Consider the following 24,012-nt stretch of genomic DNA (forward strand, 5'->3'; position numbering starts at 1 on the left):
AACAAGATCCTCAAGATTGCTTGTGCTGTCGTCCGCTCGCAACAACCCTACCTTCCCAACTATGTTGCTGTCAATCCCCTGGTTTTTCAAAAAACCTTGACGGCTTCATAGTATTCAGAATGACATAGCTAAAGGTGGGCTATGAAATACCGCGACTTACAAATCCAAACTCAACGCGAAGCGCCCAACAACGCGCGGACGGAGGGATTCTCGTTCCTCGTCCGTGCAGGATATTTGACGCGCGAGAATGTGTTGACGATGTTGGGCGAATATGTTGTGAATCATCTTCGCAGCCTATCAGACGACTCATCTTTCCTCTTTCATCTTTCTTTATCCACCATTGGCAACCAAAACGAAACTTTCTTTCCCATTGCGTCGGGCGACATTGAAGTTGCTCATTGTTCATCATGCAAATACGCAGAGCGAATCGAGTTCGCGCGATTCAAGAAAATTCCATCACCAACCGAACAGCCTGCGCCAATTGAAAAAGTTTCAACGCCCGATTGCAACACCATCGAATCCCTTGCAAATTTTCTGGGGATTCAAAAAGAACAGACAGCCAAAGCATTGATGTACACCCGCGTCAGTGATGGAAAGTTCATCTTCGTCGCCGTGCGCGGGGACATGCAATTGAGCGAGGCGAAGTTGAAAGCGCAGGTGGGCGATATCCGCGCGGCGAGGGCAGAGGAAATTGTCAGCGTGGGAGCGGTTGCGGGGTACGCGTCAGCAATAGGGTTGAGGGACGCGGTGATCGTCGTGGACGATTTGATTCCACAGAGTCCGAATCTGGTTGCAGGGGCGAATGAGGCGGGTTTTCATCTGAAAAATACAAATTATGGGCGCGACTATTCCGCAGAAATCGTCGCGGATTTGGTTCAGGCACAAGACGGAGACGCGTGCGTCAATTGCGGAAATCCGCTTTCGTTTTTGAGGGCGATTCAATTGAACGATAAGTTTGAAAATGTTTTGCTTGCCCTCGCTGAAACCCACCACGACGACAAAGGTTTGACTCTCCCCCATCCCGCCGCGCCGTTTGACGTGTATCTCATGCACATCGGCGGCAAGGAGTTGGATACCCGCGCCAAAGCCGAAGAGATTTACAACTCGTTGCAGGATGCGGGCGTTTCGGTTTTGTTCGATGACCGCGACGAACGCGTAGGAGTCAAATTCAACGACGCGGACTTGATCGGCTGTCCCATCCGCGTGACGATGGGAGAAAAGGGATTGAAAGAGGGAATGGTAGAATTGAAATCGCGTAAAGAAAAAGAGAATCAACTTGTGAAAGTTGATGAAATTGTTGAAAAGATAAAACGGTTTTGAAATCGTAGGCTCCATCGAAAAAAGGCTGGGACGCAGATAAACGCTGACTCACGCTGATTCAAAAAGAGAAAATCTGCGTTTTCTGCGTTCATCAGCGTCCAAAAGATTTGGAATATGAACAACCTCAAGATCGGACATTTCCCTCCCGCCAAGCGACTCGGCTTGATTGTGCACGCGCTCATCATCCTTGCGCTGGCTGGCGCGTCGGCGTGGGGATTTTGGAATCTCACGCGTGCGGCGGTGGGACCGACGTTCGTCAACTTTCTTCTCGTGGGGTTGATCGCCTTCGCGCCGATTCCGTTCTTTGGGTATCGCGCCTACTCGCTCTACAAAGCGGACTATTACATTGACCGCGACAGTCTCGCCATGTTGTGGGGCTTGCGAGTGGAAGACGTTCCGCTCACTGACATCGAATGGGTGCGACCCGCAACCGATCTGACTCATCCGTTGATCCTGCCGCGCTTCCGTTTGCCTGGCGCGGTGCTGGGAACGCGTCGCCATCCCGATTTGGGATTGGTCGAGTTCATCGCCTCCAACACGCGAAACATCATCCTCATCGCGACATCGAAGCGCGTGTTCGCTATTTCGCCAAACGACGCGGCGTTGCTCGTCCGCACGTTTGCGCGCGCCACCGAGATGGGAAGCATCTCTCCTGCCGCGCCTGTGTCAGTGTATCCATCGTTCATCGTGACTCAAGCATGGCAGACTCCCATCGCTCGCTTTCTCTGGGTCAGCGGACTCATCCTCAACATCGGCTTGATCGTCTGGGTTGGGATTCTGATCCCGTCGCTGAGTCAAATTCCCTTTGGGTTCGACGCGTTCGGCGCGCCCAACGATCCAACCGCGTCGAGTCGTCTCATCCTGCTTCCGCTTCTCAGCATGTTGCTGTTCATCGGCGGAGTGATCGCGGGGCTGTATTATTATCGTTGGGACAAAACGCGCCCGCTGGCGGTGATCCTGTGGATCTCGAGCGCGGTCAGCGCGTTGTTGTTTTTAATGGCGGTGTTGTTTTTGGTGACGACGCCTGTGTAAATCGGTCACAGGTTGAAGGTCAAAGGTCGAAAGTCATTTACGCGACCTTTGACCTTCGACTTTCAACTTTCAACCCATGCTCCCCCTCTACGGCTTCCTCCTCGCAATCCTCATCGCCTCGCTCGCGTATCGCGCGCACTCGCTCAGCAAAAGCGGCGCATTCGCGGCGATCATCTTAGGCACGATCATCTTCGGGCTGGGAGGGATTCCGTGGGCGGTGTTATTGCTGACATTCTTTTTCACATCGTCCGCGTTGAGCCGCGCCTTCAAAAAACGCAAGCAGGGATTGAACGAAAAATATTCCAAAGGCAACCAGCGCGACGCGGGTCAGGTGTTCGGCAACGGCGGGCTGGCGGCGGCGTTCGTGTTGTTCCATTATTTTTATCCCGACTCAAACATCGGCTGGATCGGATTCGCCGCCTCGCTCGCCGCCGTCAACGCGGACACGTGGGCGACGGAACTCGGCGTCTTGAACCCTTCCCCTCCGCGCATGATCACGGACATCCGCAAGCGCGTCGAAAAAGGGACCTCGGGCGGAGTCTCCCTCGTCGGCACCCTCGCCTCCCTGGCAGGTTCCGCGCTGATCGCCGCACTCGCGTCACTGCTTGTCCCCACTGATTCACTGATCACTGATCACTGGTCACTCTTCATACCGATCACCCTCGCAGGGCTGGCTGGCTCCCTCTTCGACTCGTTTCTCGGCGCGACGGTCCAAGCGATGTATTTCTGCCCGAAAGATAACAAGGAAACCGAGAAACACCCTCTCCACACCTGCGGCACGGAGACAATTCACCTCCGCGGCTGGAAGTGGCTGTCTAATGATTGGGTCAATTTTGCGTGTGGGGTGTTTGGGGTGGTAGTAGCGATTGTATTCAGGTGATAAGTGTGCTATTCTTTTTGAAAGAAATGAAAACTGAAATAAGACTCACAAAGTCGATTCTTGTCTTATTGATTTTGGGTTCAGTTTCATGCACCGCCTCACCTTTCCAGCCCGAGGCAACACCCCTTGTTGCCAAGACCCCGACATCCTCTGCTCCAACAGAGACTCCCACAACGATTTCCCCATCACCTACCGTTACACCCATCGTTTGTCTGAGTGAAGATGCGAAGCCGCGCGTGTTGCCGTCGCGCCAAACGCCGTTGGAGGTGCGCCTCATCAGCGACGGGAATCTATGGGTTTGGGAAGAGAAGATCGGAGTTGCCCAACAAATAAGCGATACGCGCGACGCTCAATCCTTTAGTTTCTCTCCAGACGGGAAAGTGATTGCGTTTACACGCGGAATACAATATAGACAGATCGAACTGTGGGGTATCCATCGTGATGGCACGAATCTTCAACCCCTGATTTCCGAAGACCAACTACATACATTGGCAGGCGAACCATCTACTACTGAACATCCTTACCTAGATGAAGTTATTTACTTGGAATGGATTGATGAAACGCACAAGTTAGGTTTCGAAATCAGCCGTGGTTATCAAGCTATTGGCGGTTGCTGTGAATCGGGAGGCTATTGGCAAATAGATGTTGATACAGGAGAAATATCTGCATGGTCTCCCCCGCCAGAACTCGTGGAAACACGGAATGCTATGCCCTCTCCAGACGGTAGCCAGATCGCCGTTATCAACGACTCGTCGGTTGATCTTATGAATGCCGATGGAACGAATCTACGAACGAATGTTTTTCAATTCAAGACCGCACTTTCTCTCGAAGGTGGTGGGGTAATTTACCCACGCATTGAGTGGGCAACTGATTCTCAATCCCTGCTGGCGATTACATTCAATGGAGACTTATATTCTGCCGAATCTACTACCACTACCTGGCACATTCCATTGGATGGTTCATCTGCTCAGGAGTTACACACTTTCTCAACACCGTATTATTGGATTTATCTTTCACCAAATCGGGACTACATTGTATACAAAAAGCGCGTCCAACTCATGAGCAATGATTTCCAGTTGCATCTGGCAACATTCGATGGCACAAAAGATACAATTTATACCGCCATGTCGAATGTTGATTTTCTGCATTGGCATCCAGACTCATATCACTTCGTTTATGAACAATGGAATGTTTTTCGTCCGTTCCTAGGAAGTGTATGCGGCGAAGCCATCCCCTTACTTGACAACACCAATACGCCCGCGACACAGATACAGTGGGTTGATTCCAGCCGCTTTCTCTACGCCGAGGGCTGGCTTGATCTATCGATTGGATCGCGCGAGTTGTATTTAGGGCAAATCGGCAAACCAAGCATCTATATCGGTCCTTTTGGCGGCGAGACAGCCTATTACGAATTCAACATCGAAGCTGCCCCTTTGGGACAGAAATGAAAACATGCAAAACAGAGACAGCGCCTCCCTCGCCGTCCCTGTCTCAATTCAACAGTCTCTAATCTCTAGTCTCCAATCTCCACTTACCAATTACTCCCCACTGCTCACCGATCACTTCTCACTGCCCTTCGCCTTCCTCGTCAACAACTTCCACATCGCCCACAAAATCAACGCAGGCGGTAACACAATCGGCAGGATCACCACGACCAGCCAGATGAGGAAGTTTGCGATTCCCTGATACACAACCGTCACCGTGCCTTTGGCATCATTGAACGTATCCGCAGGTTGCCACGGGATCGGCGTCGCGGTCGGCTTCGGAGTCGAAGTGGGAGTCGGCGTCAGGATCGGAAACTCAGGCTCAAAGTTGACAGTGATCGTCGAGTACGCCGAGCGGTCGTTGAGATAGTTCATGCGTCCCTTGATCTGTTCGATCTGCGCCTCGATGTTCGCCAATTCCTGATTGACGCGCAACGCCTCGTCCACCGTCTTCGCATCCTTCAAAAATTCCTGGATGCGGGCGCGCGTCGCTTCGAGATTCGTCAACTGCGATTGCAGGTCAACATACTGGTCGGTCACATCTTCGCCCGTCGCGCTTTCGTCCAACACATCCACCGCGAGTCCGCGCAGGCGGCGCATCACATTTTCGAACTCCACCACAGGCACGCCGATCGTCACCGACGCGTACTTCAAACTGTTGCCATAATAATCCTGATACCACACCTGCGAACTGACGATGTATCCGCCCGCGTCGCCCACCACTTGCAGGGCGCGGTCAATCGCAACGTTGGTATCCTCCACCATCAAGCGGATATTCGCATTCTTGACGATCATCCGATTGGATCGTTCCAGCACCGTGAGATCGCCAGATGGATTCGCGATCTCATACGCGGCATTCGTTGGAAGCGGCAACGCTTCAACCCCAGGGACGGCTGGTTCGCCCTCCCCAACCTTTGCCGCATCTTGAGCGACAGCCTCGTCGTACGCGAACGCGGGCGCTTCGGTGGCGGCTGGCGCTTCGGTAGCAGGAGCCTCCGTCGCGGCAGGAGCGGCAGGCGCACACGCGGCGAGCACAATCAATCCAACAACAAGCAACGTGAATAGAACAGAGCGAGATTTCATTTCTTCCTCCGAGTGAATAGATTTTTCTTACGGCGTTAAATTGTTGACGAGGGAGAAATTGTTTTGTTCCCCAATTGTTACATGTCACCCTGAGGAGCGTTGTTTGCGACGAAGGGTCTCCGCGTATCGTGTCAGAGATTCTTCGTCGCTCCGCTCCTCAGAATGACATGGTCAAGTTGTCTTTTCGCTAATCACGACTGCTTCATTTCCCCAACCGTTCGTTTCAGAGTACAAAACCAATTGTGCCAATGCTGTGGGATAAATCTTCTGGCGCTGTGACAATTCCTCAATCGGCATCCAAACTGGAACATAAATCCCCTCCGACGGATCTCTCGGGTCCGAGTCTGTGAACTCCTCGCCTGTCCCCGTCCCAAACTCGCCAGCGACGCGCTCCACCAAAAAATAAACCTGCCTGCTTGTTTCGATTTGAATCTCCACCACTTTTTGCTTGATCGCAACCTCAACCCCCAACTCCTCCATCGCCTCGCGGACAGCCGCCTGCTCAGGCGTCTCGCCCTCGTCCACGCCCCCGCCAGGGAAGACGAAATAATCCAACCCCGCGCGGTGACGTTCGATCAGCGCGACTTTGTTATCTTCGATGAGAACGATGCCCGCGCGGGTTCGCATGAAGTCTACGATTCCCGCAACGCCATTTTTCCAAGATCATCTACCTGATACACGACCAAATCGCTCATGGGAAAATGTTTGGAATTGGTCGTGACCAATGAAAGTTGATGATGAAGCGCGGTTGCCGCAATGAGCGAATCTGCTTCACTGAGGGTAATCCCTCTCGCGCGATAGGAACGAACAAGTTCCCCCGCCGAATCCGCAATTTCAGAGTTTACGATCAACGATTCCAGTGAGTTCAGCAGGCTAAACGTATCCTCCCTTTCATGCTCGCGCAATCCGCGTAGGATTTCAAATCGCGTGATAACGGATATACACAACCAATCACTATCTGACAAAGTGGAAAGCAAGGTGTCGTATCCTTGCGATTTACGAAGATAACGAATCAGAATATTGGTATCGAGAAGAAAATCGGTCATCGCTTCTTTTTCTTGGTGGGTTTGCGGTCCCACTCTTTGGAGAAGTCACGATGCAAGCCTTTCCGTCCTTCCTCGATCCAGCGATCAATATCTTCGCCAGTCAACATGTCAGGGTGATCTTCATCCTTCCACGCGCCGAACGACTTTTTGAGCGCATCTTTCAGTTTATAACGCCGCAACTCGCGCGCCAAAATATCCTCCACGAAGCGCGTGCGCTCGCGGGCAGGGACGGCTTTCCGCAAGTCGTCCATCAGGGATTTGGTGATGTACAAATTCATTCGTTCTTTTACGGCTCGCATGGTGTCAATCCTTTGCACTGTTCGTTTGCACCAAAATTATACACCAGGATTTGCTCTGAGACGCGACAGAATTTAACTAGCGCAACCTTGTTAACTTCGACCATGGCGACCGACCAACAAAATAAATTATTTGTCTAACACGCATGGCAATCCCGAAGGCGTCGCGTGGCGCCGTGGCGACAGATGGCCTATTTTTGTTACATCTGACACCCCTTCAGGGTTAGACACGAACATCCATCATTTCTATAATCATTTGACCCCTTCGGGGTCTCCGCTTACAGGTTCTTGACGCATGCAACTGCGTCAAGACAGGCGACACGATTTGCAAAGCCGATCAAACTGTCCGCCTGAACTTCCGTAAAATACTGATTATTTATTCTGCTTGAGATAATCAAACGCTCGATACAACGCGGCGACTTGGAGCGCGTGGACGATCTGTCCGTTTTGGATCATCGGCAGGATGTCATCCAGCGGCACGAGATGGATTTCGATCTCCTCCGCGCCGTCGAGGTGCTGGTCAGCCACCCTCTCGGCATCCAGGGCTAGATAACAGAACATCGAATTGGTCTGCAAGGCGGGGTTGGGAAGAAACTTCCCAAGTGGAATTACATTGGATGACGTGTAGCCCGTCTCCTCAAGCAATTCCCGCATCACGCCTTCCATCGGATCCTCATCATCATCCACCACCCCGCCAGGGATTTCCCACATCACATCCCGCACACCGTGACGGTACTGTCGAATCAACACCCCTTGATTATCTTTCGTAACCGCCAGAACATTTCCCCACGAACGGAACTCAAAGATAATGGCATCTAGATGATTTCCATTAGGGAGTTCGCAATCGTCAATTCGAAAACGCGGATGGATGTGCCGCGATCCCAGCACTTTCCACGGTGTGATGGTCATGGATGATTTCTCCTCATTTGTCTGTTATCAGGATTCTTGCAGGGGCTGAGATTTTCACTCTCGTAGGAGCGGACGTTAGAGAACGTCCGCTACACACAGGATTCATTTAGAACTTGATGGTTTGCATCGTCCGCAACGACTCCACCACCGCAAATGTGGACTTGGTCACGTCGATCAATTGTTCATACGGGATCGGCGGTTCGCCTCCCTCTTGAATCGCTTTCACGAACGCTCTCCACTCATTCACCCAGCCTTTATCTTGCGCCCCTCTTTCCTCTTTCATCTTTCCTTCTCGAGTAATTTGCAACGACACAAAATCATCCAACACCGCGACCATGCCGCTGCAAAAAACTTCCATGCGCTCTTTCGGGAAGGATTTGTCGCCGTTGGCAAGATAATCTACGACGCCAATGGAGCCATCGGGGAAGGTGAACGTCATCGAGACGTTATCTTCGCTGTACTTGCCTTCATTGGACAAGGCGTGTGCTGTCACAGAGACGGGAGCCGCGCCAACGAGGAAGGTAATGAAGTCAATGAAGTGACAGGCTTCGCCGACGATTCGTCCGCCGCCGATGTTGGGGTCTTGAGTCCAGTGATTGGGAGGGAGGTAGCCTGCGTTGATGCGGTAGTGGGCGTGGAGGGGCGACCTGAGACCTGAGACTTGAGACTTGAGACTTTCTGCAAGAGGGGCAAATCTTCGGTTGAAACCAGTGAGCAGTAAACAGTTATCAGTTTTCGCCAACTGCTTACTTATCACAGATAACTGTTCACTATTTATCGCCAGTGGTTTTTCGACGAAGACATGCTTGCCTGCTTTCAAGGCTTTGACGACTAATTCTGCATGTGAATCATGGCGCGTGAGGATGGCGATAGTGTTGATGTTTGGATCGTTGATGATTTCATCGTCACTCGAAGTGGCGTATTTGAAGCCAAACTTTTTGCCCGCGTGTTGCGCGTGGAGTCCGCCTGAGGAGGCGATGCCTACGAGTTGAATGCCGTCCACTTTTTTGATGGAGGGAAGTAGAACTGAGTTGGCGAAGAGACCAGCGCCTAAGACACCCAGATTTACGATTTCAGATTTACGATTTACGATTGAGGGGAAGACTACTTTTCTTTCTTCTTTCGTCTTTCCTGCTGGATACGTAAGCAGAACACCTAAAAACGTATCTTTCTTCTTTCCCGTAATCACATCATAGGCTTGCGTTGCCTTTTCAATTGGAAACCGATGAGAAATAAGCGGTTTCACTTTCAACTTTCCACTTTGCATCAAGTCAACGACTGCTTCAAAGTTGCGACCCTCCGTCCAGCGGATGTAGCCGAGGGGATAGTCTTGTCCATTCTCTTCGTAATTGGAATCGTAACGACCTGGTCCGTACGAACGCGAGTTGATAAAGGAGAGTTCTTTTTCGTAGTAAATTTTTCTAGGGAGAGTCAAACCAACCGCGCCTGTTGCAACGACGCGCGCACGGTCACGAGCGATGATACCTGCAAGTTCAACGGGATCATTTGAAGGAGTGTCGGCGCAGATGAGAACCACATCGAAGCCGCGGTTGGCGGTAAAAAGCTGGGAGGTAGATTCCGCTCGTTGGCGCGAGACAGCATCAAGTCCGAGAGAAGAAGCGAGGGCTATCCGCTTGGGGTCGAGGTCAATGCCCAAGACGTTACATCCAGCGGCGGATGCGATTTGAATCGTCAATAATCCCAGCAGACCCAAACCGATCACCGCGACGTTCTCGCCGAGTTGCGGCTCCGCGAGGCGAAATCCGTGCAGGGCGATCGCGCCGAGCGTGGTGAACGCGGCAGATTCAAAATCAACATTTTTTGGAAGAGGCGTTAAGAGATTGCGCGGCACAACATTGTATTCGGCATGGACAGCGTATCCGCCGCCCGCGCACGCCACGCGCTGACCCACTTTGAAGCCCGTCATGCTTTTGCCGAGTGCGATGATCGTGCCAGCGGACGAATAGCCGAGCGCCATCGGCTGGTCGAGGCGATTGAACGCGGCTTGCATCGTGTTGACCACGCCTTCGCGCCGCGCTTTGTCGAGGACTTGTTTGACGAGATCGGGACGCGAGCGCGCCTTGCCGACGAGACTCTTTTCGGCAAACTCGACGACCATGCGCTCGGTTCCCGCGGACACGAGGCTGGTTGCCACTTGGACGAGCGCCTGCCCCTCGCGCGGAGTCGGCATCGGCACGTCTTCGATGGAGGCTTTGCCTGTTTTGATGTTTTGGAGGAGTTGTTTCATGAAGATCAGAGAATTGGAGGATTAGAGATTGGTGATTCGTTGCGATGGAAAGTATACCCTATGAGCGAGTGTTATAATTTGCGTAACTTAACGTACAGAATGTCGTTCTGAGCGGAGCGAAGAATCTCTTTCGCCATCATAGAGACCCTTCGCTGACGCTCAGGGTGACATGCCTGATGACATAAAACAGGAGAATTGCCGTGGCTGATTCACGAGTTCAAAAATTTGCTAAAGTTTTGGTGGAACATTCCGCGCGCATTGTGCCTGGCGACCGCGTGCTGATCGAAGCGACGACCGCCGCCGAGCCGCTTGTGCGCGAATTGTTCATCCAGATCATGGAGAAGGGCGGTCATCCGCACCCGATGGTTTCCCTGCCTGGGATGATGCCGTTCAGCCAGGACGAGTTTTATCTCACGTACGCCAACGACTCGCAACTCGATTTCGTTCCAACGTTTTACAAACTGGCGTACGACGAATTCGAGAGCCGCATCCGCATCCACTCTTCGACGAACACGCGCGGCACGACGAACCTTGACCCCGTCAAAGCGCAGCGACGCGGCAAAGCCATCAGCGGAATCACAGAAGCGCAGATGAGGCGCGGCGGCGAGGGCAAGTTCAAATGGGTCACCACCCTCTACCCCACCGACGCGTACGCGCAAGACGCGGGCATGAGTTTGAAAGACTACGAGGATTTTGTTTTTGGGGCAGTTCACGCGCACGAAGATGACCCAATCGCGTACTGGAACAGCACAGCGGCAGGACAACAAAAAGCGATTGACTTCCTCGCGGGGAAGGATGTCGTCACTTTGCGCGGTCCGAACGTGGATTTAACTCTCTCAATCAAAGGTCGCACGTTTATGAATTCGACTGGCAGATACAACATGCCCGACGGTGAAATTTACACGGGACCCGTTGAAGACTCATTGAATGGCTGGGTCAAATACACCTACCCCGCCATTTACGGCGGCGTGGCTGTCGAAGGCGCGGAACTCACGTTCAATCGCGGACGAGTCCAACGCGCGACGGCGGAGAAGAACGAAGCGTATCTCATCAAGATGCTCGAGTCGGATGAGGGCTCGCGTCACGTCGGCGAGTTTGCCATCGGCACGAATTTCGACATCAACAAATTCACGGGCAATATTTTGTTCGACGAAAAGATCGGCGGCACCTTCCACATGGCGCTCGGCGCGGGCTACCCCGAAACGGGATCGAAGAACAAGTCCGCGATCCATTGGGACATGATCTGCGATTTGCGAACCGATTCTGAAATTACAGTGGATGGGGAGTTGTTTTATAAGAACGGAGAGTTTGTGTTTGGGAAGTAACACGTAGGGCGGGGTTTCCCCGCCCAATATTTTTATCAATCAAAAGGGGCGAGAGTACCTCGCCCCTACAATTTCAATACCGCCCCACCGACGAATCCACCCTCCGCGCGTAATCGTCAATCCCGCCTGATACGTTGAAGACATTTTTCCAACCTTGTTGAGACAGCCACGCGGTGACCTGCCCACTGCGGTTGCCGTGATGACACATGACGTAAATCGTCACGTCTTGTGATCTTGCGGATTCGGACAACGCGTTCAATCCCTCCTCTGCCAGTCGGCTCATCGGCGCGACCTCCAGCCTGCTGTCAGTCAATTTGGCGTAGGTCAACTCTTCGAGTTCGCGCACGTCGAGGAGAATGAATTGCTCATCGGAGTTGAGTTTCGCGGCGAGGTCGGTGGTGGTGATTTCAGGAATCATAGTTGCTCCATTAAATTCTTTTTACCACGAAGGACACTAAGGTCACTAAGGTTTTGGTTTCGTGGCGCAACACAGTGAATTTCCGTAGACTTTCTTTCACGCATTTTCGGGAGTTGAGTCGAAAGCCAATACCACGATCATCACTCAACATAACTTTGTGTTCTTCGTGCCCTTTGTGTTTAAAATCTATTTCAACGCCTTCACGTATAAATTCTCCACATATTGTTTGACCATGCGGCGCGTGGAGAATTGGGGGATGTTCGTCTTCAAATTATCTTTCACGCGCGCGATCCATTCGTGGGAAATTTCTTTCGGGTCGCGGTCGTAATACAGCGGGATGATCTCGTTCTCGAGCGTGCTGTACAAACTCTCGGCGTCTTCGGCATCCTGCTCGTCGGAGTTATCAATCTGTTCATCGCGCCCAATGGACCAGCCGTTCTTGCCGTTATACGCTTCACGCCACCAACCATCCAGCACGGAGAAGTTCAACGCGCCGTTGAGAGCGGCTTTCATTCCAGACGTGCCGCTCGCCTCCAGCGGACGACGCGGCGTGTTCATCCACACATCCACGCCTTGGACGAGGTAACGCGCAAGGTTCATGTCGTAGTCTTCGATGAAGACGATGCGACCGCCCGTCTCCGCTTTTTTCACGGTTCGATACACTTGCTGGATCAATTGCTTGCCTGGCTCGTCGGCGGGATGCGCTTTGCCAGCGAACAAAATTTGCACAGGCATGTTCGGCTTGTTGACGATGTTCAGCAACCGCTCCACGTCGCGCATGACGAGACTCGCCCGCTTGTACGTGGCAAACCGACGGGCGAATCCGATCGTCAGCGCGTAGGGGTTGATCAACACGCCAGACGAGACAACTTGCACGGGGTGGAATCCTCCGCCCGTCCAGCGTTCACGGACGCGCTCTCGCAAGTAAAAAGAAAGTTTGCGTTTGAGATGCAAGCGGACCGCCCACAACTCCGCGTCGGGGATCTCGTCGATTTGTGACCAAAACTCGGGCTGGTCGAGATGATCGTACCAATCGGAGCCGAGATGCTTGATGAAAAGATTCGTCAAACGCCGCGCCATCCAATTCGCGGTGTGGACCCCGTTGGTCACGTAGGTGATCGGGACATCCTTCTCCGCTTTATCTGCCCACAAGAAATTCCACATCTTGCGCGAGACCTCGCCATGCAACTCAGAGACCGCGTTGCGCCCGTCTGAATTTCGCAAGGCAAGGATGCCCATGCTGAAGGCTTCGCTGTGTCCCTTTGGATGTTTGGCAATGTCGAAGAATTGTTCGCGCGTGAGATTCAGTTGAGAATAGATTCCGCCAAGATATTTTTCGATCAACCACAACGGGAATTCATCGTTCCCCGCAGGGACGGGCGTATGCGTGGTGAAGACGTTTTGTCCGCGCGTCTTTGCGATGGCGTCTTCAAAAGACGCGCCGCCCGCCACAAGTTCGCGCGCCCGCTCCAAGGTCAGGAATGCCGCGTGCCCTTCGTTCATGTGCCAGACCGCGGGGTTGTATCCCAGAGTCCGCAACGCGCGCACGCCGCCGATGCCCAACAACACTTCCTGCATCACGCGGCGATCCAGATCGGACCAATACAAACGCGCGGTGAGCAAGCGATCCAATTCTGAATTATCTTCGACATTCGAATCGAGCAGATACAACGGCACGCGCCCAACACGCGCTTCCCAAATTTGCAACGCGATGCTTCGATCGGTGAGTTCTACTTCAAGCGTGACGCGCTTGCCGTCTTTATCCATCACGGGCAGAACGGGCAGGTCTTCCAACACGAGCATGTTGTTCAACGCTTCCTGCCAGCCGTCTTCGCTGATGCGTTGCGAAAAATATCCCTGCGCGTACATGAAGCCGACCGCAGTGAGCGGCAAACCAAGATCGCTCGCTTCTTTCAAATGATCGCCCGCCAGCACGCCGAGTCCGCCCGAATAGATGGGGAGCGTTTCATGCAGACCGAACTCCATCGAGAAATACGCGATGGGACGCGAATCAAATTCGGGATGCGTTTGATGCGTCCACGTTTTTGAGTCCGAAAAATACGAATCGAAATCCGCAAAAACTGTTTTGTATAATTTTTGATAATCCTTATCGTTCACGGCTTGTTTCAATCGCGCGCGCTCGATCTCGCGCAAGAGTCGAATCGGGTTGTGTCCAAGCCGCTCCCACAATTCATAATCGAGCCGCCCAAACAGCCGCGCCGCTTCGGGATGCCACGTCCACCACAGGTTGTATGAAAGTTCATGCAAGCGCGAAATTTGTTTCGGCAGGTCAACGGGTTTTGGAAGTTGTGTTTTGAATGATGTCATAGTGAATAATCATACCATGCGCATGTCGTTGCGAGGAATTGCGAAGCAATGATGAAGCAATCTCCTGGCACTTTGAATGTAACAGGAGATTGCTTCGTCGAGCCTACGGCTCTCCTCGCAACGACATTTTGTATTGGGATACAATAAACAAATGCCCCGCATCCAACTCTTCGTGACGTGTCTCGTTGATTCTTTCTACCCTCAAACTGGTGAGGCGATGGTGAGCATTCTCCGCCGCCTCGGCATTGACGTGGACTTCGCCCGCGACCAAACTTGTTGCGGACAACCTCCCTTCAGCGCGGGCTTGCACGCGGAGGCGCGTCCGATGGCGCAACATACCATCGAAGTGTTCGAGAAAACGACAGGCGACATCGTCCTGCCTTCTGGCTCATGTGCCCACATGATGAAACATAACTACATCGAATTATTCCGCGCTGACCCTGTTTGGCTTCCGCGCGCGCAGACGTTGGCGAATCGCGTCTTTGAATTCACCGAATACCTCGTGGACAGACTCGGCGTCACCGATGTCGGCGCGCGCCGGGACGGAGTCCTCACGTATCATCCAACCTGCCACGCATTACGCGGAATGATGATAGACCGCCAACCGCGCGCCCTGCTCGCCAACGTGAAAGGCGCGACCATCGTCGAGTTGCCCGCCGCGGAAGATTGTTGCGGCTTCGGCGGAATCTTTTCGGTGGAACATCCTGAACTTTCCGCAGAACTACTCAAACGGAAAATCTCGAATCTAGAATCCTCCGAATCCCCCACTTTAGTTTTGCTCGAAGCGGGGTGCCGAATGCACATCGCAGGCGGACTGCACAGGCAGAAGAAACATCAACGAGTAGTTCATATTGCGGAAGTGTTGAACGCAACATGACCGATTCGCTAAACGTCAAATTTGTCCCCGTCGGCAAAGGAAGATTTGCCGTGTATCATCGTCCCCGCCGCATCGATTTTCCGCTTTTGCGTCAGATGGGATGCACGCACATTATCACCTTGCTCAAAGAAAGCGAAGGAGCGCAACGGTACGGCGACATGGCTCGCGCGGCAAACATTGAGTGGGTTTGGGCGCCGCTTCCTAATGGAAATTTTCCAGAAGGCGAAGCGCATGACCGCCTCATTGAAGTCATGCCAAAACTCGCGCAATTGCTCGACAATAACAATGCCATACTCATTCATTGCTCGGCAGGCGTCCATCGGACGGGATTGGTTGCGTACGCGTTGCTCCGTTGGCGAGGAATCGAAAGCGAACAGGCAATGCAGATCATCGCGCAAACGCGCAATGAAACCGCCGAAGGAATGATGGAAAAACGAAAACGCTGGGGCGACAAATTCCCTCCTCAATCACCAGCGAAAGAAACAACATGGATCAATTCCGTCAAAGAATTCGCACATCGCTTGCGAACCAGCATCTTCAAAACGCGTTAGACCTCAACGCCGAGCGGCGCGTGACGCGCAGGATCAACGCGCTGGAGACCTTGCCCGATTGGCGCGAGAGACGTCAACGCGCCCACGCCGTCCGCGCGGAGGTGATCGAGAATCTCGATTCGTATCTCGATCAATTCACAGCCAACGCGCAAGCGAATGGAGTCATCGTCCATCGCGCAAAAGACGCGGCGGAGGCGGTGAAGATCGTGTTGGAAATCGTAAAATCTTTACCACTAAGGACACAAAGTACACAAAGTGAAAAAGAAAAATCCTTAGTGCCCCTTCGTGACCTTCGTGGTAAAAAAGCTCTTGTCGCAAAATCGAAGAGCATGGTCACCGAGGAAGTCAACCTCAACCATGCGCTTGAAGCGGAGGGGATTCGCGTCGTTGAAACCGATCTCGGCGAGTTCATCGTGCAACTGCGCGGCGAGAAGCCCGCTCACATTATCACGCCCGCGTTGCATTTGAAACGGCAGGATGTGGGTCAACTCTTTCACGAAAAGCTCGACATCCCCTACACCGAAGACATTCCCACGTTGACCAATACCGCGCGGAAAGTTTTGCGCGAAGTGTTCCTCACAGCAGACGTGGGCATCACAGGCGCGAACTTCGCAGTCTCTGAAGAAGGCGCGATCTGCCTCGTCACCAACGAGGGCAACGGACGCATGGTCACAACTCTCCCTCCGATCCACATCGCGCTCGTCGGCATGGAACGCATCGTCCGCACACTCGACGACCTCGCGCTGATGCTGTCTCTGCTTCCGCGTTCAGCCACTGGGCAAAAACTCACCTCATACACGCAGATCGTCCACAGCCCGCTACCGAATCAACAACGTCACTTCATCCTCCTCGATAACGGACGTTCGCGCCTGCGCAACTCGCCTCTCAAAGAATCTCTCTATTGCATCCGATGCGGCTCATGTCTCAACGCCTGCCCCGTCTTCCGCGAGATCGGCGGGCACGCATACAAAAGTCCATACTCGGGACCCATCGGCTCGGTCATCTCGGCGGGACTCTTCGGAAGCGAATTCGTCCCGCTCGCGCAAGCGTCCACGCTATGCGGCGCATGCAAAGACGCCTGCCCTGTGGACATTGACCTGCCGAAGTTGCTGGTGCGCGTGAGAGCAGATCAGTCTCCAGTCTCAAGTCTCAAGTCGTCTAACCCTCATGGATTAACTCCACTCTCCACTTTCTCTCTTCGGATGTACAGCCGCTTCGCCCGCCGCCCGCGCCTGTTTACCCTCGCCCAAAAATTTGCGGCGCTGACGAGTCCGCTCCTGTCGCTTTTCTCGCAATGGATTCGTTTGCCCGCGTTCACAGGCTGGGGCTACAGCAAGGATTTGCCGCGTTTTGCGGGGAAATCATTTCGGGAGAGATGGAACGAGACAAAGGTAAACACGGAAACAAGTAGACAAGTAAACACGTACGCGAATGAACTTCTAAAAAAAGAGGAGACCCTTCGCTCCGCTCAGGGTGACATAATGGAACGCTTCACACAAGAACTAACCGCCGTGCATGGACATGTCCATCACACCGAAGACCCAACGCAATCCATTATTCAGTTTTTGCAATCACGGGACATCAATCGAATTCAACTTGAGCCAAATGTTTTGAATGAAGACATGCTCACACAAGCAGGCATCACCTTCACCCGCGAACCCGATCCCGCAATCCGCGCGGGGGTGACAAAGGCTCAATGCGGCGTGGCAGACACAGGGTCCATGCTTGAAGCGGATGGCGAGGGGAAATCATTGCACGCGTCGCTACTTCCCGAAATCCATCTTGCGGTGTTGCGCACGTCGCACATCTATCCATCATTGGAAGACGCGATCTATCTTGTGAAAAACACAAAATCGTCAGTCTTCATCACGGGACCCTCCGCCACGGGCGACATCGAAAGCGTCCACACCATCGGCGTGCATGGACCAGGCGAAGTGCGCGCCTTTCTCGTTGACGATTGATATTCGGGATGATACAATCTCGCCGCTTAATTCAAGTTTTGCCCCCATCGTCTAGTGGCCCAGGACGAAGCCCTCTCAAGGCTTAAACCGGGATTCGAATTCCCGTGGGGGCACTCTTCCCATGACCTAATAAGTTTATGGGGCATAAAAGAATCATCCGCGAGATGGTTCTTTTTATTTTGAATAACTGTATAATTTGATTATGAATCAAATCCTCGTTGTCGGCTCGCTCAATGCAGACCTTGTCGCGCGCGCGCCGCGCTTTCCTCAACCCGGCGAGACGATCAGCGGCGAAGACCTGCGCGTGATCCCCGGCGGCAAGGGAGCGAATCAAGCCGTCGCGGCGGCGAGACTTGGAGCGAACGTTTCGATACTGGGGCGCGTGGGCAACGATAACTTCGGTGATTTTCTTCTTGAGAATCTCAAGCAAAACAGAGTGGATTCGAGCCTGGTCCAACGCGATGATTCTTCGACTGGAACAGCGATCATCATTGTAGACTCCAATGGACAGAACAGCATTGTGTTATCCGCAGGAGCGAACGGCAACGTTTCAATCGCCGATGTAGACAATAGTCCATTTACCAATTACCAATTACTGTTGCTCCAACTCGAAATCCCCCTCCCTGCTGTTCTTCGCGCCGCGCAACGCGCCAAGGAAAATAACGTCCGCGTGATTTTGAACCCCGCGCCTGCGCAACAATTGCCCGATGAATTGATCGCCCTCGCCGACTATATCATCCCCAACGAAACGGAATTGTCATTGTTGACAAGTCAGAAGATCGAAGACATCCCCTCCGCCGAATCTGCCGCCAGAGACTTGCTGAGACGCGGCGCGAGGAACGTGATCGTGACCCTGGGAAGCAAAGGCGCGTTGTTGGTGAACTCGGAAGCAAGCAAGCAGATACACACGTTCAAAGTGGAAGTAGTGGATACCACCGCCGCTGGCGACGCATTCATTGGAGGTTTTGCAACATCCCTGCTGGAAAACAAATCGCTCGAAGAGGCTGTCCGTTTTGGTTGCGCATGCGGCGCGTTAGCAACCACAAAATTCGGCGCGCAACCATCGTTGCCGATGAAAGAGGAAGTCGAAAAAATAATCTCTACCTCTTCGGCTTCGCTCAGGACAAGTCTCTAGTCTCCAGTCTCTGGTTTTGACGCGACGAGTCTACCTCGTTTACTCAACCATCAATTACAAATTACCAATTACCAATAATTCATATGCCCAAACGAATCATCATAGACACCGACCCCGGCATCGACGATGCCCTCGCCTTCCTGCTCGCGCTCGCCTCGCCTGAGATCCAACTCGAAGCGCTGACCACGACTCAAGGCAACGTCACCATCGAAACCGCCACGCGCAACGCGCTCGCTGTGCTGGAACTGGCAAACGCGAGTCATATTCCTGTCGCGGCGGGAAGCGCAGTGCCTCTCGTGCAACCCCTGCGCGCTTCGGCTCACGTCCACGGCGAAAGCGGAATTGGCAACTCAAAACTCCCCGCGCCGAAAAGCAAACCGCTCGAAGGACACGCGGTGGATTATTTGATTCAGCGCGTGCTTGCAGAGCCGGGCGAGTTGAGCATCTTCCCCATCGGTCCGCTGACGAACATTGCCATGGCGATCCGCAAGGAACCGAAGTTTGCCAAAGCCGTGAAGGAACTGGTCATCATGGGCGGCGCGGTACTCGAACATGGGAACGTCACTCCGCAAGCGGAGTTCAACATCTGGGCAGATCCGCACGCCGCGCATATCGTTTTTCATTCAGGGATTCCGATCACCTTGATCCCGCTGGACGTGACTCACAAATGCCTGCTCAAGCAAACACACATCGACCGCCTGCTCGAGACCAAATCGCCGATCACCCGTTTCATCACGCAGGCGGTGGAAACCTGCTTCGCGCATTCCAAATCATACGGCGGCGAGGGTTGCGCCATGCACGATCCGCTCACGCTGGCAACCATCATCGCGCCCGAGTTACTAACGTTCAAAGAGTTGTACGTGGACGTGGATTATTCCACCGGAGTTTCGATGGGCAATGCTTTCGGTGATTTCCTTGGCAAAACTGGCAAGCCCGCCAACATGAAAGTCGCGCTTCAAGTGCGCGGCGAGGAGTTCATCGAACTGTTCCTTCAGCGTATGGAAGCCCTGGCAAGATCCATTTCGTAGGGGCACAGCGAGTTGCGAGATGATTTTGACTAACGCTCGTTTCGCTGTACCCCTACGGCGAAGTACAAATTACCAATCACCAAGTACTCTTTTATGAAACGCATCCTCCTCGACACCGACCCCGGCATAGACGACTCGCTCGCCATTTTGCTGGCGTTGGCTTCGCCTGAAATTTCTCTCGAAGGGTTGAGCATCGTCCACGGCAATTGCTCGCTCGAACAAGCGACAATAAACGCGCTTTCAATTTTGGAACTTGCGAACGCGACTCACATCCCTGTTGCGGTTGGGTGCGAACTGCCGCTTGTGCAACCCTCCCTGCTCGCGCCCGAGACGCACGGCAACACAGGCTTGGGCTACGCAAAGCTGTCAGAACCGCGAACCCAGCCGACCCGTCGGCATGGATGCGATTTCCTCATCGAGCAAATCATGTCCGCGCCGGGCGAAGTCACACTCGTGGCGATCGGTCCGCTGACGAACGTCGCATTGGCAATTCGGCACGAGCCGCGCATCGCGCAATCGCTCAAAGAGTTGATCATCATGGGCGGCGCGATCCGCCATGAGGGCAACACCACCGCGCTGGCGGAATTCAACACGTATGCCGACCCGCACGCCGCGCACATCGTCTATCACGCCGGGATTCCCACCACGCTTGTGCCGCTGGATGTGACGTATCAATGCGTTCTGACTCAGGGGGATGTGGATCGCCTTCTGCGACTCGATTCGCCCCTGACGCGTTTCATCGCCGACGCGACGCGCTTCTACATGGAATTTCACGATGAATATCAAGGCGTGCAGGGTTGCGTGATCAACGACCCACTCGCGCTCGCGCTGACCTTTGCGCCTGAATTGTGCGAGTATCAAGACTTGCCCGTCGATGTGGACATCTCGGGCGGCGTTTCGCTCGGCAAGACCATCGGCGATTTTTACAATTACAATCAAAAGCCTGCGAACATGAAAGTTGCGCTGGGCGTGCATCCGCGCGATTTCATTGAATTATTTTTGGAGCGCATGGAGAAATTGTCAAGGAAAGATTCTCTCGGAGGAAACGATGCTTGAAAAAATAAAACACGACTTCAAAGGAATCACCTGGCTATTGATGGCGCTGGGGATCGTCCTCAATGGAGCAAGCGCGTTGGCAGTATCGAAAACGAGTCTTCCCCTTTATCTTGATTCCATCGGGACGGTGTTCGTCGCGGTTGTGGCGGGTCCATGGGCTGGAGCGTTGACGGGTTTGTTGACCAACGTGATCCTCGGGTTCGTATCGCCGAGCTATGCGCCATATTGGTCCGTTCCGTTGTTGATCGGTTTCGTTACCGGATTTCTCGCCAACGCTGGCTGGTTCAAACGCTGGTGGAAAGTAATCGCGGCAGGCTTGATCATTGCCATTCTTGCGGCGGTTATGTCATCGCTGATCGCGGCGCTGGTGTTTGGAAACTTCACATTCGACCTTTCGTATTTTCTAGTAAAAGAGCCTGTGGATAAAGTCATTACGACGCTCATCGTATATTTCGTTCTTAAATTCCTCCCAAAACGATTCGTATCGCTTTTCCCTCGCCACGAAAATGTGGATTAAATAGGTGAAACAAAAAACGATCATGGGTGTTGTAATCGTCAAATCAAAAAAGGAGAAATGACATGGTAGAAAATATCAAGAAAGAGTTCAGCACCAGAACGTTGGCGCTCATTGCGATCGCAATTGCGATCAATATCGTCATCGGACAATTAGTGTTCTACTTGAAATTGCCGATCTATCTCGATAGTATCGGCACGGTATTGGTCGGCGCGCTCGTCGGTCCTTGGGCGGCCGCCGTTACGGGTGGTTTATCGAATATTCTTTGGGGGGTTGTTCCTCCTCCCCTTCAAAATACGTTTTCCGTGCCTTTCTTCTATGTTGCGGTTGTCATCGGTTTGTTGGCTGGCTTTTTCGGAAAGCGTGGGGTGTTTGAGAAAGAATCGCCGCGTTGGATTTCTGTATTGATCGGCGCAGTCTTCTTCTTTGCGCTCGCCATGTTCGTTCTCGCCTTCATCAATATTGACACCAGCGAAGGCTTCGCCATCTTCCCCAGCATGAGAGACCTCGTTTCGCAATATGCAGTGGTCTTTGTGCTGGCGATTGCGATTGGAGCGGCTATCGGCTACTTCCTACTGCAAAATGGCGGCTACGTTGGGTTAGCGGGGCTGGTGACGGGCGTGGTCGCGGCGATTATTTCTGCCCCCACCGCCGCTGTTGTCTTCGGAGGTGTTACAGGCGGAGGCACAGATTTGTTGGTCGCGGCATTCAGGGCTAGCGGCGGAAATATTTGGGCTTCCGTCCTTGCGCAGGGAAGCGTATCTGATCCATTCGATAAAATGTTATCGTTCATGGTCGTCCTCTTCATACTCCGCGCCCTCCCCACGCGATTCAAAGCGCGCTAATCGATCTGCGCATGGTGATATGAATTCGTTGAGTATTTATGCAGCCCGCGCAAGCGGGCTGCATAAACTAAACCCTCTTACCAAATTCGTCCTTACGCTCTGCATTCTGTTGGGCGGGTTTGCGTTTTCAAGCGCCGCATCGGGTTATCTGATCTTGATCGCGATCATCACGCCTCTTTCCATTTGGGGAAAGGTCACAATGAGAATGTATCGATTGGTTTTCAATATCAGTTGGCCCCTGATCGTATCTGTTTTTCTCATCCAGCCCTTGTTTTGGGGTAGCGGGACACCATTGTTTGAACTTGGACCCCTCTCGCCAAAATTGGAAGGAGCTCTCTTCGCATTCAAAAGTTCTGGCAGAATTTTATATATTATGGCAAATTTTATTCTGTTCTCTCTAACCACCCGTCCAGACACTTTGATGATCTCGCTCAAACAGGCAGGGCTACCCGGCGGACTGGCATATATCATTGTGTCAACACTTCAACTCGTTCCTCAATATGTCGCCAAAGCAAATATCATTTTGGATGCGCAACGATCGCGCGGTCTGGAAACGCAAGGCAACATCGTTACGCGCGCTCGCGCGCTAATGCCTTTGGTTCTTCCGCTGGTGATCGGCAGTCTTTTAGAAGTTGAGGAACGCGCAATTGCTATCGAGGCGCGCGCATTCAACTCCAGTCGTGTTGAAACAAGTATTCTCGAAATCCCAGATTCTCGAACCCAGCAAACCGCAAGGGTCGGGATGATCGCCGTAACTATTCTGCTGATCGCGGGGAGATTTGTGTGGCTATCGTAAACCTGCAAAACGTCACCTACAAATATCCACTCACCGACGCGCCCGTATTGAAGAATATCAACCTGCAGGTGGACGAGGGCGAGTTCGTCGCGGTCATCGGACCGAACGGCGCGGGCAAGTCCACGCTGTGCTACACAGTGGCGGGATTCGTTCCGCATTTTTTCAAAGGCGAGATCGCTGGCACAGTGGAAGTTGCCGGCGCGGAATCAAGCAAATCGAATCTGCGTGAGTGGGTGTTGAATGTTGGGCTGGCGTTCCAGAACCCGTTCAACCAGATCAGCGGCGCCAAGTACACTGTCTTCGAAGAGATCGCTTTTGGGCTGGAAAATATCGGCGTGCCGCGCGAGGAAATGATCCCACGCGTGAACGATGCGATGAAGTTGACCGGCATCTCTGAATTGGCGGATCGCTCCCCCTACTCCCTCTCCGGCGGACAACAACAACGCGTCGCGCTGACCTCCATCCTGGTCATGCGCCCCAAGGTTCTCATCCTCGATGAGCCAACCTCGCAGATGGACCCCATCGGCACGCGCGAAGTCTTCGGCGTGATCCGCGCGTTGGCAGAACGCGGCATGACCGTCATCATGGCGGAACACAAAGTGGAATGGATCGCCAACTTCGCAAACCGGGTGATCGCTTTACGCGAAGGAGAGATCATTGCAGATGGAAAACCAAGCGACGTTCTCACCTCCGACCTGCTGACAGAAAAAGGATTCGGCATCTCGCGCTACACATCTGTGGCGAGAAAGGCGAAAGAGCTCGGGTTGTGGAAGAAAGATAAATTGCCGGTCACATTAGATGAGGCGGTGGAGGGGTTCAAAAATGCGTAACCCGCATTCTCTAATGCGGACGTTAGAGAACGTCCGCTGCGCAAAATCAA

Annotated in this window: 23 protein-coding genes and 1 tRNA gene; 16 read left to right on the forward strand and 8 right to left on the reverse strand. The window is 53.1% G+C overall.

The annotated features are described in order from the left end of the window. The first annotated feature begins 141 nt into the window (after window positions 1-141). From AC16KF_RS17170 to AC16KF_RS17185, 4 genes are all read left to right on the forward strand, one after another. Window positions 142-1,320 (forward strand): proline--tRNA ligase, encoded by a 1,179-nt coding sequence (locus AC16KF_RS17170; RefSeq protein WP_484038581.1) that lies wholly within the window; start codon window positions 142-144, stop codon window positions 1,318-1,320. Window positions 1,321-1,434: 114 nt separating this feature from the next. Further along, entirely contained in the window at window positions 1,435-2,352 is a 918-nt protein-coding gene (locus AC16KF_RS17175; RefSeq protein WP_484038582.1) for a PH domain-containing protein, read from the forward strand. 76 nt (window positions 2,353-2,428) lie between these two features. Then, window positions 2,429-3,232, forward strand: coding sequence for a DUF92 domain-containing protein (locus AC16KF_RS17180; protein ID WP_484038583.1), 804 nt, complete (start codon window positions 2,429-2,431; stop codon window positions 3,230-3,232). Between the two features lie 26 nt (window positions 3,233-3,258). Beyond that, complete coding sequence (locus AC16KF_RS17185; RefSeq protein ID WP_484038584.1) at window positions 3,259-4,680, forward strand: TolB-like translocation protein; 1,422 nt, start codon at window positions 3,259-3,261, stop codon at window positions 4,678-4,680. 111 nt (window positions 4,681-4,791) lie between these two features. Here the strand turns inward: AC16KF_RS17185 and AC16KF_RS17190 are convergent, their stop codons facing one another. From AC16KF_RS17190 to AC16KF_RS17215, 6 genes are all read right to left on the reverse strand, one after another. Next, window positions 4,792-5,799, reverse strand: coding sequence for a DUF4349 domain-containing protein (locus AC16KF_RS17190; RefSeq protein WP_484038585.1), 1,008 nt, complete (start codon window positions 5,797-5,799; stop codon window positions 4,792-4,794). A 171-nt stretch (window positions 5,800-5,970) separates the two neighbouring features. Next, window positions 5,971-6,426, reverse strand: coding sequence for an NUDIX domain-containing protein (locus AC16KF_RS17195; protein ID WP_484038586.1), 456 nt, complete (start codon window positions 6,424-6,426; stop codon window positions 5,971-5,973). Between the two features lie 5 nt (window positions 6,427-6,431). Further along, window positions 6,432-6,845, reverse strand: coding sequence for a PIN domain-containing protein (locus AC16KF_RS17200; protein WP_484038587.1), 414 nt, complete (start codon window positions 6,843-6,845; stop codon window positions 6,432-6,434). Further along, entirely contained in the window at window positions 6,842-7,144 is a 303-nt protein-coding gene (locus AC16KF_RS17205; protein WP_484038588.1) for a hypothetical protein, read from the reverse strand. Before AC16KF_RS17205 ends, AC16KF_RS17200 begins: the two co-directional genes overlap by 4 nt. A gap of 369 nt (window positions 7,145-7,513) precedes the next feature. Further along, window positions 7,514-8,050, reverse strand: a complete 537-nt coding sequence (locus tag AC16KF_RS17210; RefSeq protein ID WP_484038589.1) for an NUDIX hydrolase — start codon at window positions 8,048-8,050, stop codon at window positions 7,514-7,516. Window positions 8,051-8,156: 106 nt separating this feature from the next. Continuing rightward, entirely contained in the window at window positions 8,157-10,298 is a 2,142-nt protein-coding gene (locus AC16KF_RS17215) for a bi-domain-containing oxidoreductase (protein WP_484038590.1), read from the reverse strand. Window positions 10,299-10,498: 200 nt separating this feature from the next. Between AC16KF_RS17215 and AC16KF_RS17220 the strand changes: the two genes are divergently transcribed. Then, window positions 10,499-11,623: an aminopeptidase gene (locus AC16KF_RS17220; protein ID WP_484038591.1), complete on the forward strand. Its 1,125-nt coding sequence runs from the start codon at window positions 10,499-10,501 to the stop codon at window positions 11,621-11,623. A gap of 73 nt (window positions 11,624-11,696) precedes the next feature. On the opposite strand, the gene AC16KF_RS17225 is transcribed toward AC16KF_RS17220, so the two are convergent. Together AC16KF_RS17225 and glgP are read right to left on the reverse strand one after the other, a co-directional pair. Further along, on the reverse strand, window positions 11,697-12,041 hold the full coding sequence (locus AC16KF_RS17225) for a rhodanese-like domain-containing protein (RefSeq protein ID WP_484038592.1): 345 nt from the start codon (window positions 12,039-12,041) through the stop codon (window positions 11,697-11,699). 186 nt (window positions 12,042-12,227) lie between these two features. Beyond that, complete coding sequence (gene glgP, locus AC16KF_RS17230; protein ID WP_484038593.1) at window positions 12,228-14,369, reverse strand: alpha-glucan family phosphorylase; 2,142 nt, start codon at window positions 14,367-14,369, stop codon at window positions 12,228-12,230. A 151-nt stretch (window positions 14,370-14,520) separates the two neighbouring features. On the opposite strand from glgP, the gene AC16KF_RS17235 reads away from it, so the two are divergent. The 11 genes from AC16KF_RS17235 to AC16KF_RS17285 all read left to right on the forward strand — a co-directional run bounded on the left by AC16KF_RS17235 (window position 14,521) and on the right by AC16KF_RS17285 (window position 23,962). Continuing rightward, window positions 14,521-15,246 (forward strand): (Fe-S)-binding protein, encoded by a 726-nt coding sequence (locus AC16KF_RS17235; RefSeq protein ID WP_484038594.1) that lies wholly within the window; start codon window positions 14,521-14,523, stop codon window positions 15,244-15,246. Beyond that, complete coding sequence (locus tag AC16KF_RS17240) at window positions 15,243-15,797, forward strand: protein-tyrosine phosphatase family protein (protein WP_484038595.1); 555 nt, start codon at window positions 15,243-15,245, stop codon at window positions 15,795-15,797. Before AC16KF_RS17235 ends, AC16KF_RS17240 begins: the two co-directional genes overlap by 4 nt. After that, window positions 15,734-17,758: an LUD domain-containing protein gene (locus tag AC16KF_RS17245; RefSeq protein WP_484038596.1), complete on the forward strand. Its 2,025-nt coding sequence runs from the start codon at window positions 15,734-15,736 to the stop codon at window positions 17,756-17,758. Before AC16KF_RS17240 ends, AC16KF_RS17245 begins: the two co-directional genes overlap by 64 nt. 40 nt (window positions 17,759-17,798) lie before the next feature. Next, window positions 17,799-17,871 (forward strand) — tRNA-Glu (locus tag AC16KF_RS17250). 89 nt (window positions 17,872-17,960) lie between these two features. Continuing rightward, on the forward strand, window positions 17,961-18,893 hold the full coding sequence (gene rbsK, locus AC16KF_RS17255) for a ribokinase (protein ID WP_484038597.1): 933 nt from the start codon (window positions 17,961-17,963) through the stop codon (window positions 18,891-18,893). Window positions 18,894-18,976: 83 nt separating this feature from the next. Next, entirely contained in the window at window positions 18,977-19,921 is a 945-nt protein-coding gene (locus AC16KF_RS17260) for a nucleoside hydrolase (RefSeq protein ID WP_484038598.1), read from the forward strand. A 93-nt stretch (window positions 19,922-20,014) separates the two neighbouring features. Further along, the gene (locus AC16KF_RS17265) at window positions 20,015-20,977 is read left to right on the forward strand and encodes a nucleoside hydrolase (protein ID WP_484038599.1); all 963 of its coding nucleotides are present in this window, start codon (window positions 20,015-20,017) and stop codon (window positions 20,975-20,977) included. Next, a complete protein-coding gene (locus AC16KF_RS17270; RefSeq protein ID WP_484038600.1) occupies window positions 20,970-21,494 on the forward strand; it encodes an ECF transporter S component in 525 nt (174 codons plus the stop codon). The genes AC16KF_RS17265 and AC16KF_RS17270 overlap by 8 nt, the downstream gene beginning before the upstream one ends. A 62-nt stretch (window positions 21,495-21,556) precedes the next feature. Next, complete coding sequence (locus AC16KF_RS17275; protein WP_484038601.1) at window positions 21,557-22,336, forward strand: ECF transporter S component; 780 nt, start codon at window positions 21,557-21,559, stop codon at window positions 22,334-22,336. A gap of 19 nt (window positions 22,337-22,355) precedes the next feature. After that, a complete protein-coding gene (locus AC16KF_RS17280) occupies window positions 22,356-23,132 on the forward strand; it encodes an energy-coupling factor transporter transmembrane component T family protein (RefSeq protein ID WP_484038602.1) in 777 nt (258 codons plus the stop codon). After that, a complete protein-coding gene (locus AC16KF_RS17285; protein WP_484038603.1) occupies window positions 23,120-23,962 on the forward strand; it encodes an energy-coupling factor ABC transporter ATP-binding protein in 843 nt (280 codons plus the stop codon). Before AC16KF_RS17280 ends, AC16KF_RS17285 begins: the two co-directional genes overlap by 13 nt. Window positions 23,963-24,012: the final 50 nt, after the last annotated feature.

Source organism: Candidatus Defluviilinea gracilis, from assembly GCF_057138825.1.

Excerpts from the sequence above, each read along its gene's own strand:
- AC16KF_RS17170 (WP_484038581.1), top strand. The coding sequence starts at position 142 with ATGAAATACCGCGACTTACAAATCCAAACTCAACGCGAAGCGCCCAAC.
- AC16KF_RS17175 (WP_484038582.1), top strand. The coding sequence starts at position 1,435 with ATGAACAACCTCAAGATCGGACATTTCCCTCCCGCCAAGCGACTCGGC.
- AC16KF_RS17180 (WP_484038583.1), top strand. The coding sequence starts at position 2,429 with ATGCTCCCCCTCTACGGCTTCCTCCTCGCAATCCTCATCGCCTCGCTC.
- AC16KF_RS17185 (WP_484038584.1), top strand. The coding sequence starts at position 3,259 with ATGAAAACTGAAATAAGACTCACAAAGTCGATTCTTGTCTTATTGATT.
- AC16KF_RS17190 (WP_484038585.1), bottom strand. The coding sequence starts at position 5,799 with ATGAAATCTCGCTCTGTTCTATTCACGTTGCTTGTTGTTGGATTGATT.
- AC16KF_RS17195 (WP_484038586.1), bottom strand. The coding sequence starts at position 6,426 with ATGCGAACCCGCGCGGGCATCGTTCTCATCGAAGATAACAAAGTCGCG.
- AC16KF_RS17200 (WP_484038587.1), bottom strand. The coding sequence starts at position 6,845 with ATGACCGATTTTCTTCTCGATACCAATATTCTGATTCGTTATCTTCGT.
- AC16KF_RS17205 (WP_484038588.1), bottom strand. The coding sequence starts at position 7,144 with ATGCGAGCCGTAAAAGAACGAATGAATTTGTACATCACCAAATCCCTG.
- AC16KF_RS17210 (WP_484038589.1), bottom strand. The coding sequence starts at position 8,050 with ATGACCATCACACCGTGGAAAGTGCTGGGATCGCGGCACATCCATCCG.
- AC16KF_RS17215 (WP_484038590.1), bottom strand. The coding sequence starts at position 10,298 with ATGAAACAACTCCTCCAAAACATCAAAACAGGCAAAGCCTCCATCGAA.
- AC16KF_RS17225 (WP_484038592.1), bottom strand. The coding sequence starts at position 12,041 with ATGATTCCTGAAATCACCACCACCGACCTCGCCGCGAAACTCAACTCC.
- glgP (WP_484038593.1), bottom strand. The coding sequence starts at position 14,369 with ATGACATCATTCAAAACACAACTTCCAAAACCCGTTGACCTGCCGAAA.
- AC16KF_RS17235 (WP_484038594.1), top strand. The coding sequence starts at position 14,521 with ATGCCCCGCATCCAACTCTTCGTGACGTGTCTCGTTGATTCTTTCTAC.
- AC16KF_RS17240 (WP_484038595.1), top strand. The coding sequence starts at position 15,243 with ATGACCGATTCGCTAAACGTCAAATTTGTCCCCGTCGGCAAAGGAAGA.
- AC16KF_RS17245 (WP_484038596.1), top strand. The coding sequence starts at position 15,734 with ATGGATCAATTCCGTCAAAGAATTCGCACATCGCTTGCGAACCAGCAT.
- rbsK (WP_484038597.1), top strand. The coding sequence starts at position 17,961 with ATGAATCAAATCCTCGTTGTCGGCTCGCTCAATGCAGACCTTGTCGCG.
- AC16KF_RS17260 (WP_484038598.1), top strand. The coding sequence starts at position 18,977 with ATGCCCAAACGAATCATCATAGACACCGACCCCGGCATCGACGATGCC.
- AC16KF_RS17265 (WP_484038599.1), top strand. The coding sequence starts at position 20,015 with ATGAAACGCATCCTCCTCGACACCGACCCCGGCATAGACGACTCGCTC.
- AC16KF_RS17270 (WP_484038600.1), top strand. The coding sequence starts at position 20,970 with ATGCTTGAAAAAATAAAACACGACTTCAAAGGAATCACCTGGCTATTG.
- AC16KF_RS17275 (WP_484038601.1), top strand. The coding sequence starts at position 21,557 with ATGGTAGAAAATATCAAGAAAGAGTTCAGCACCAGAACGTTGGCGCTC.
- AC16KF_RS17280 (WP_484038602.1), top strand. The coding sequence starts at position 22,356 with ATGAATTCGTTGAGTATTTATGCAGCCCGCGCAAGCGGGCTGCATAAA.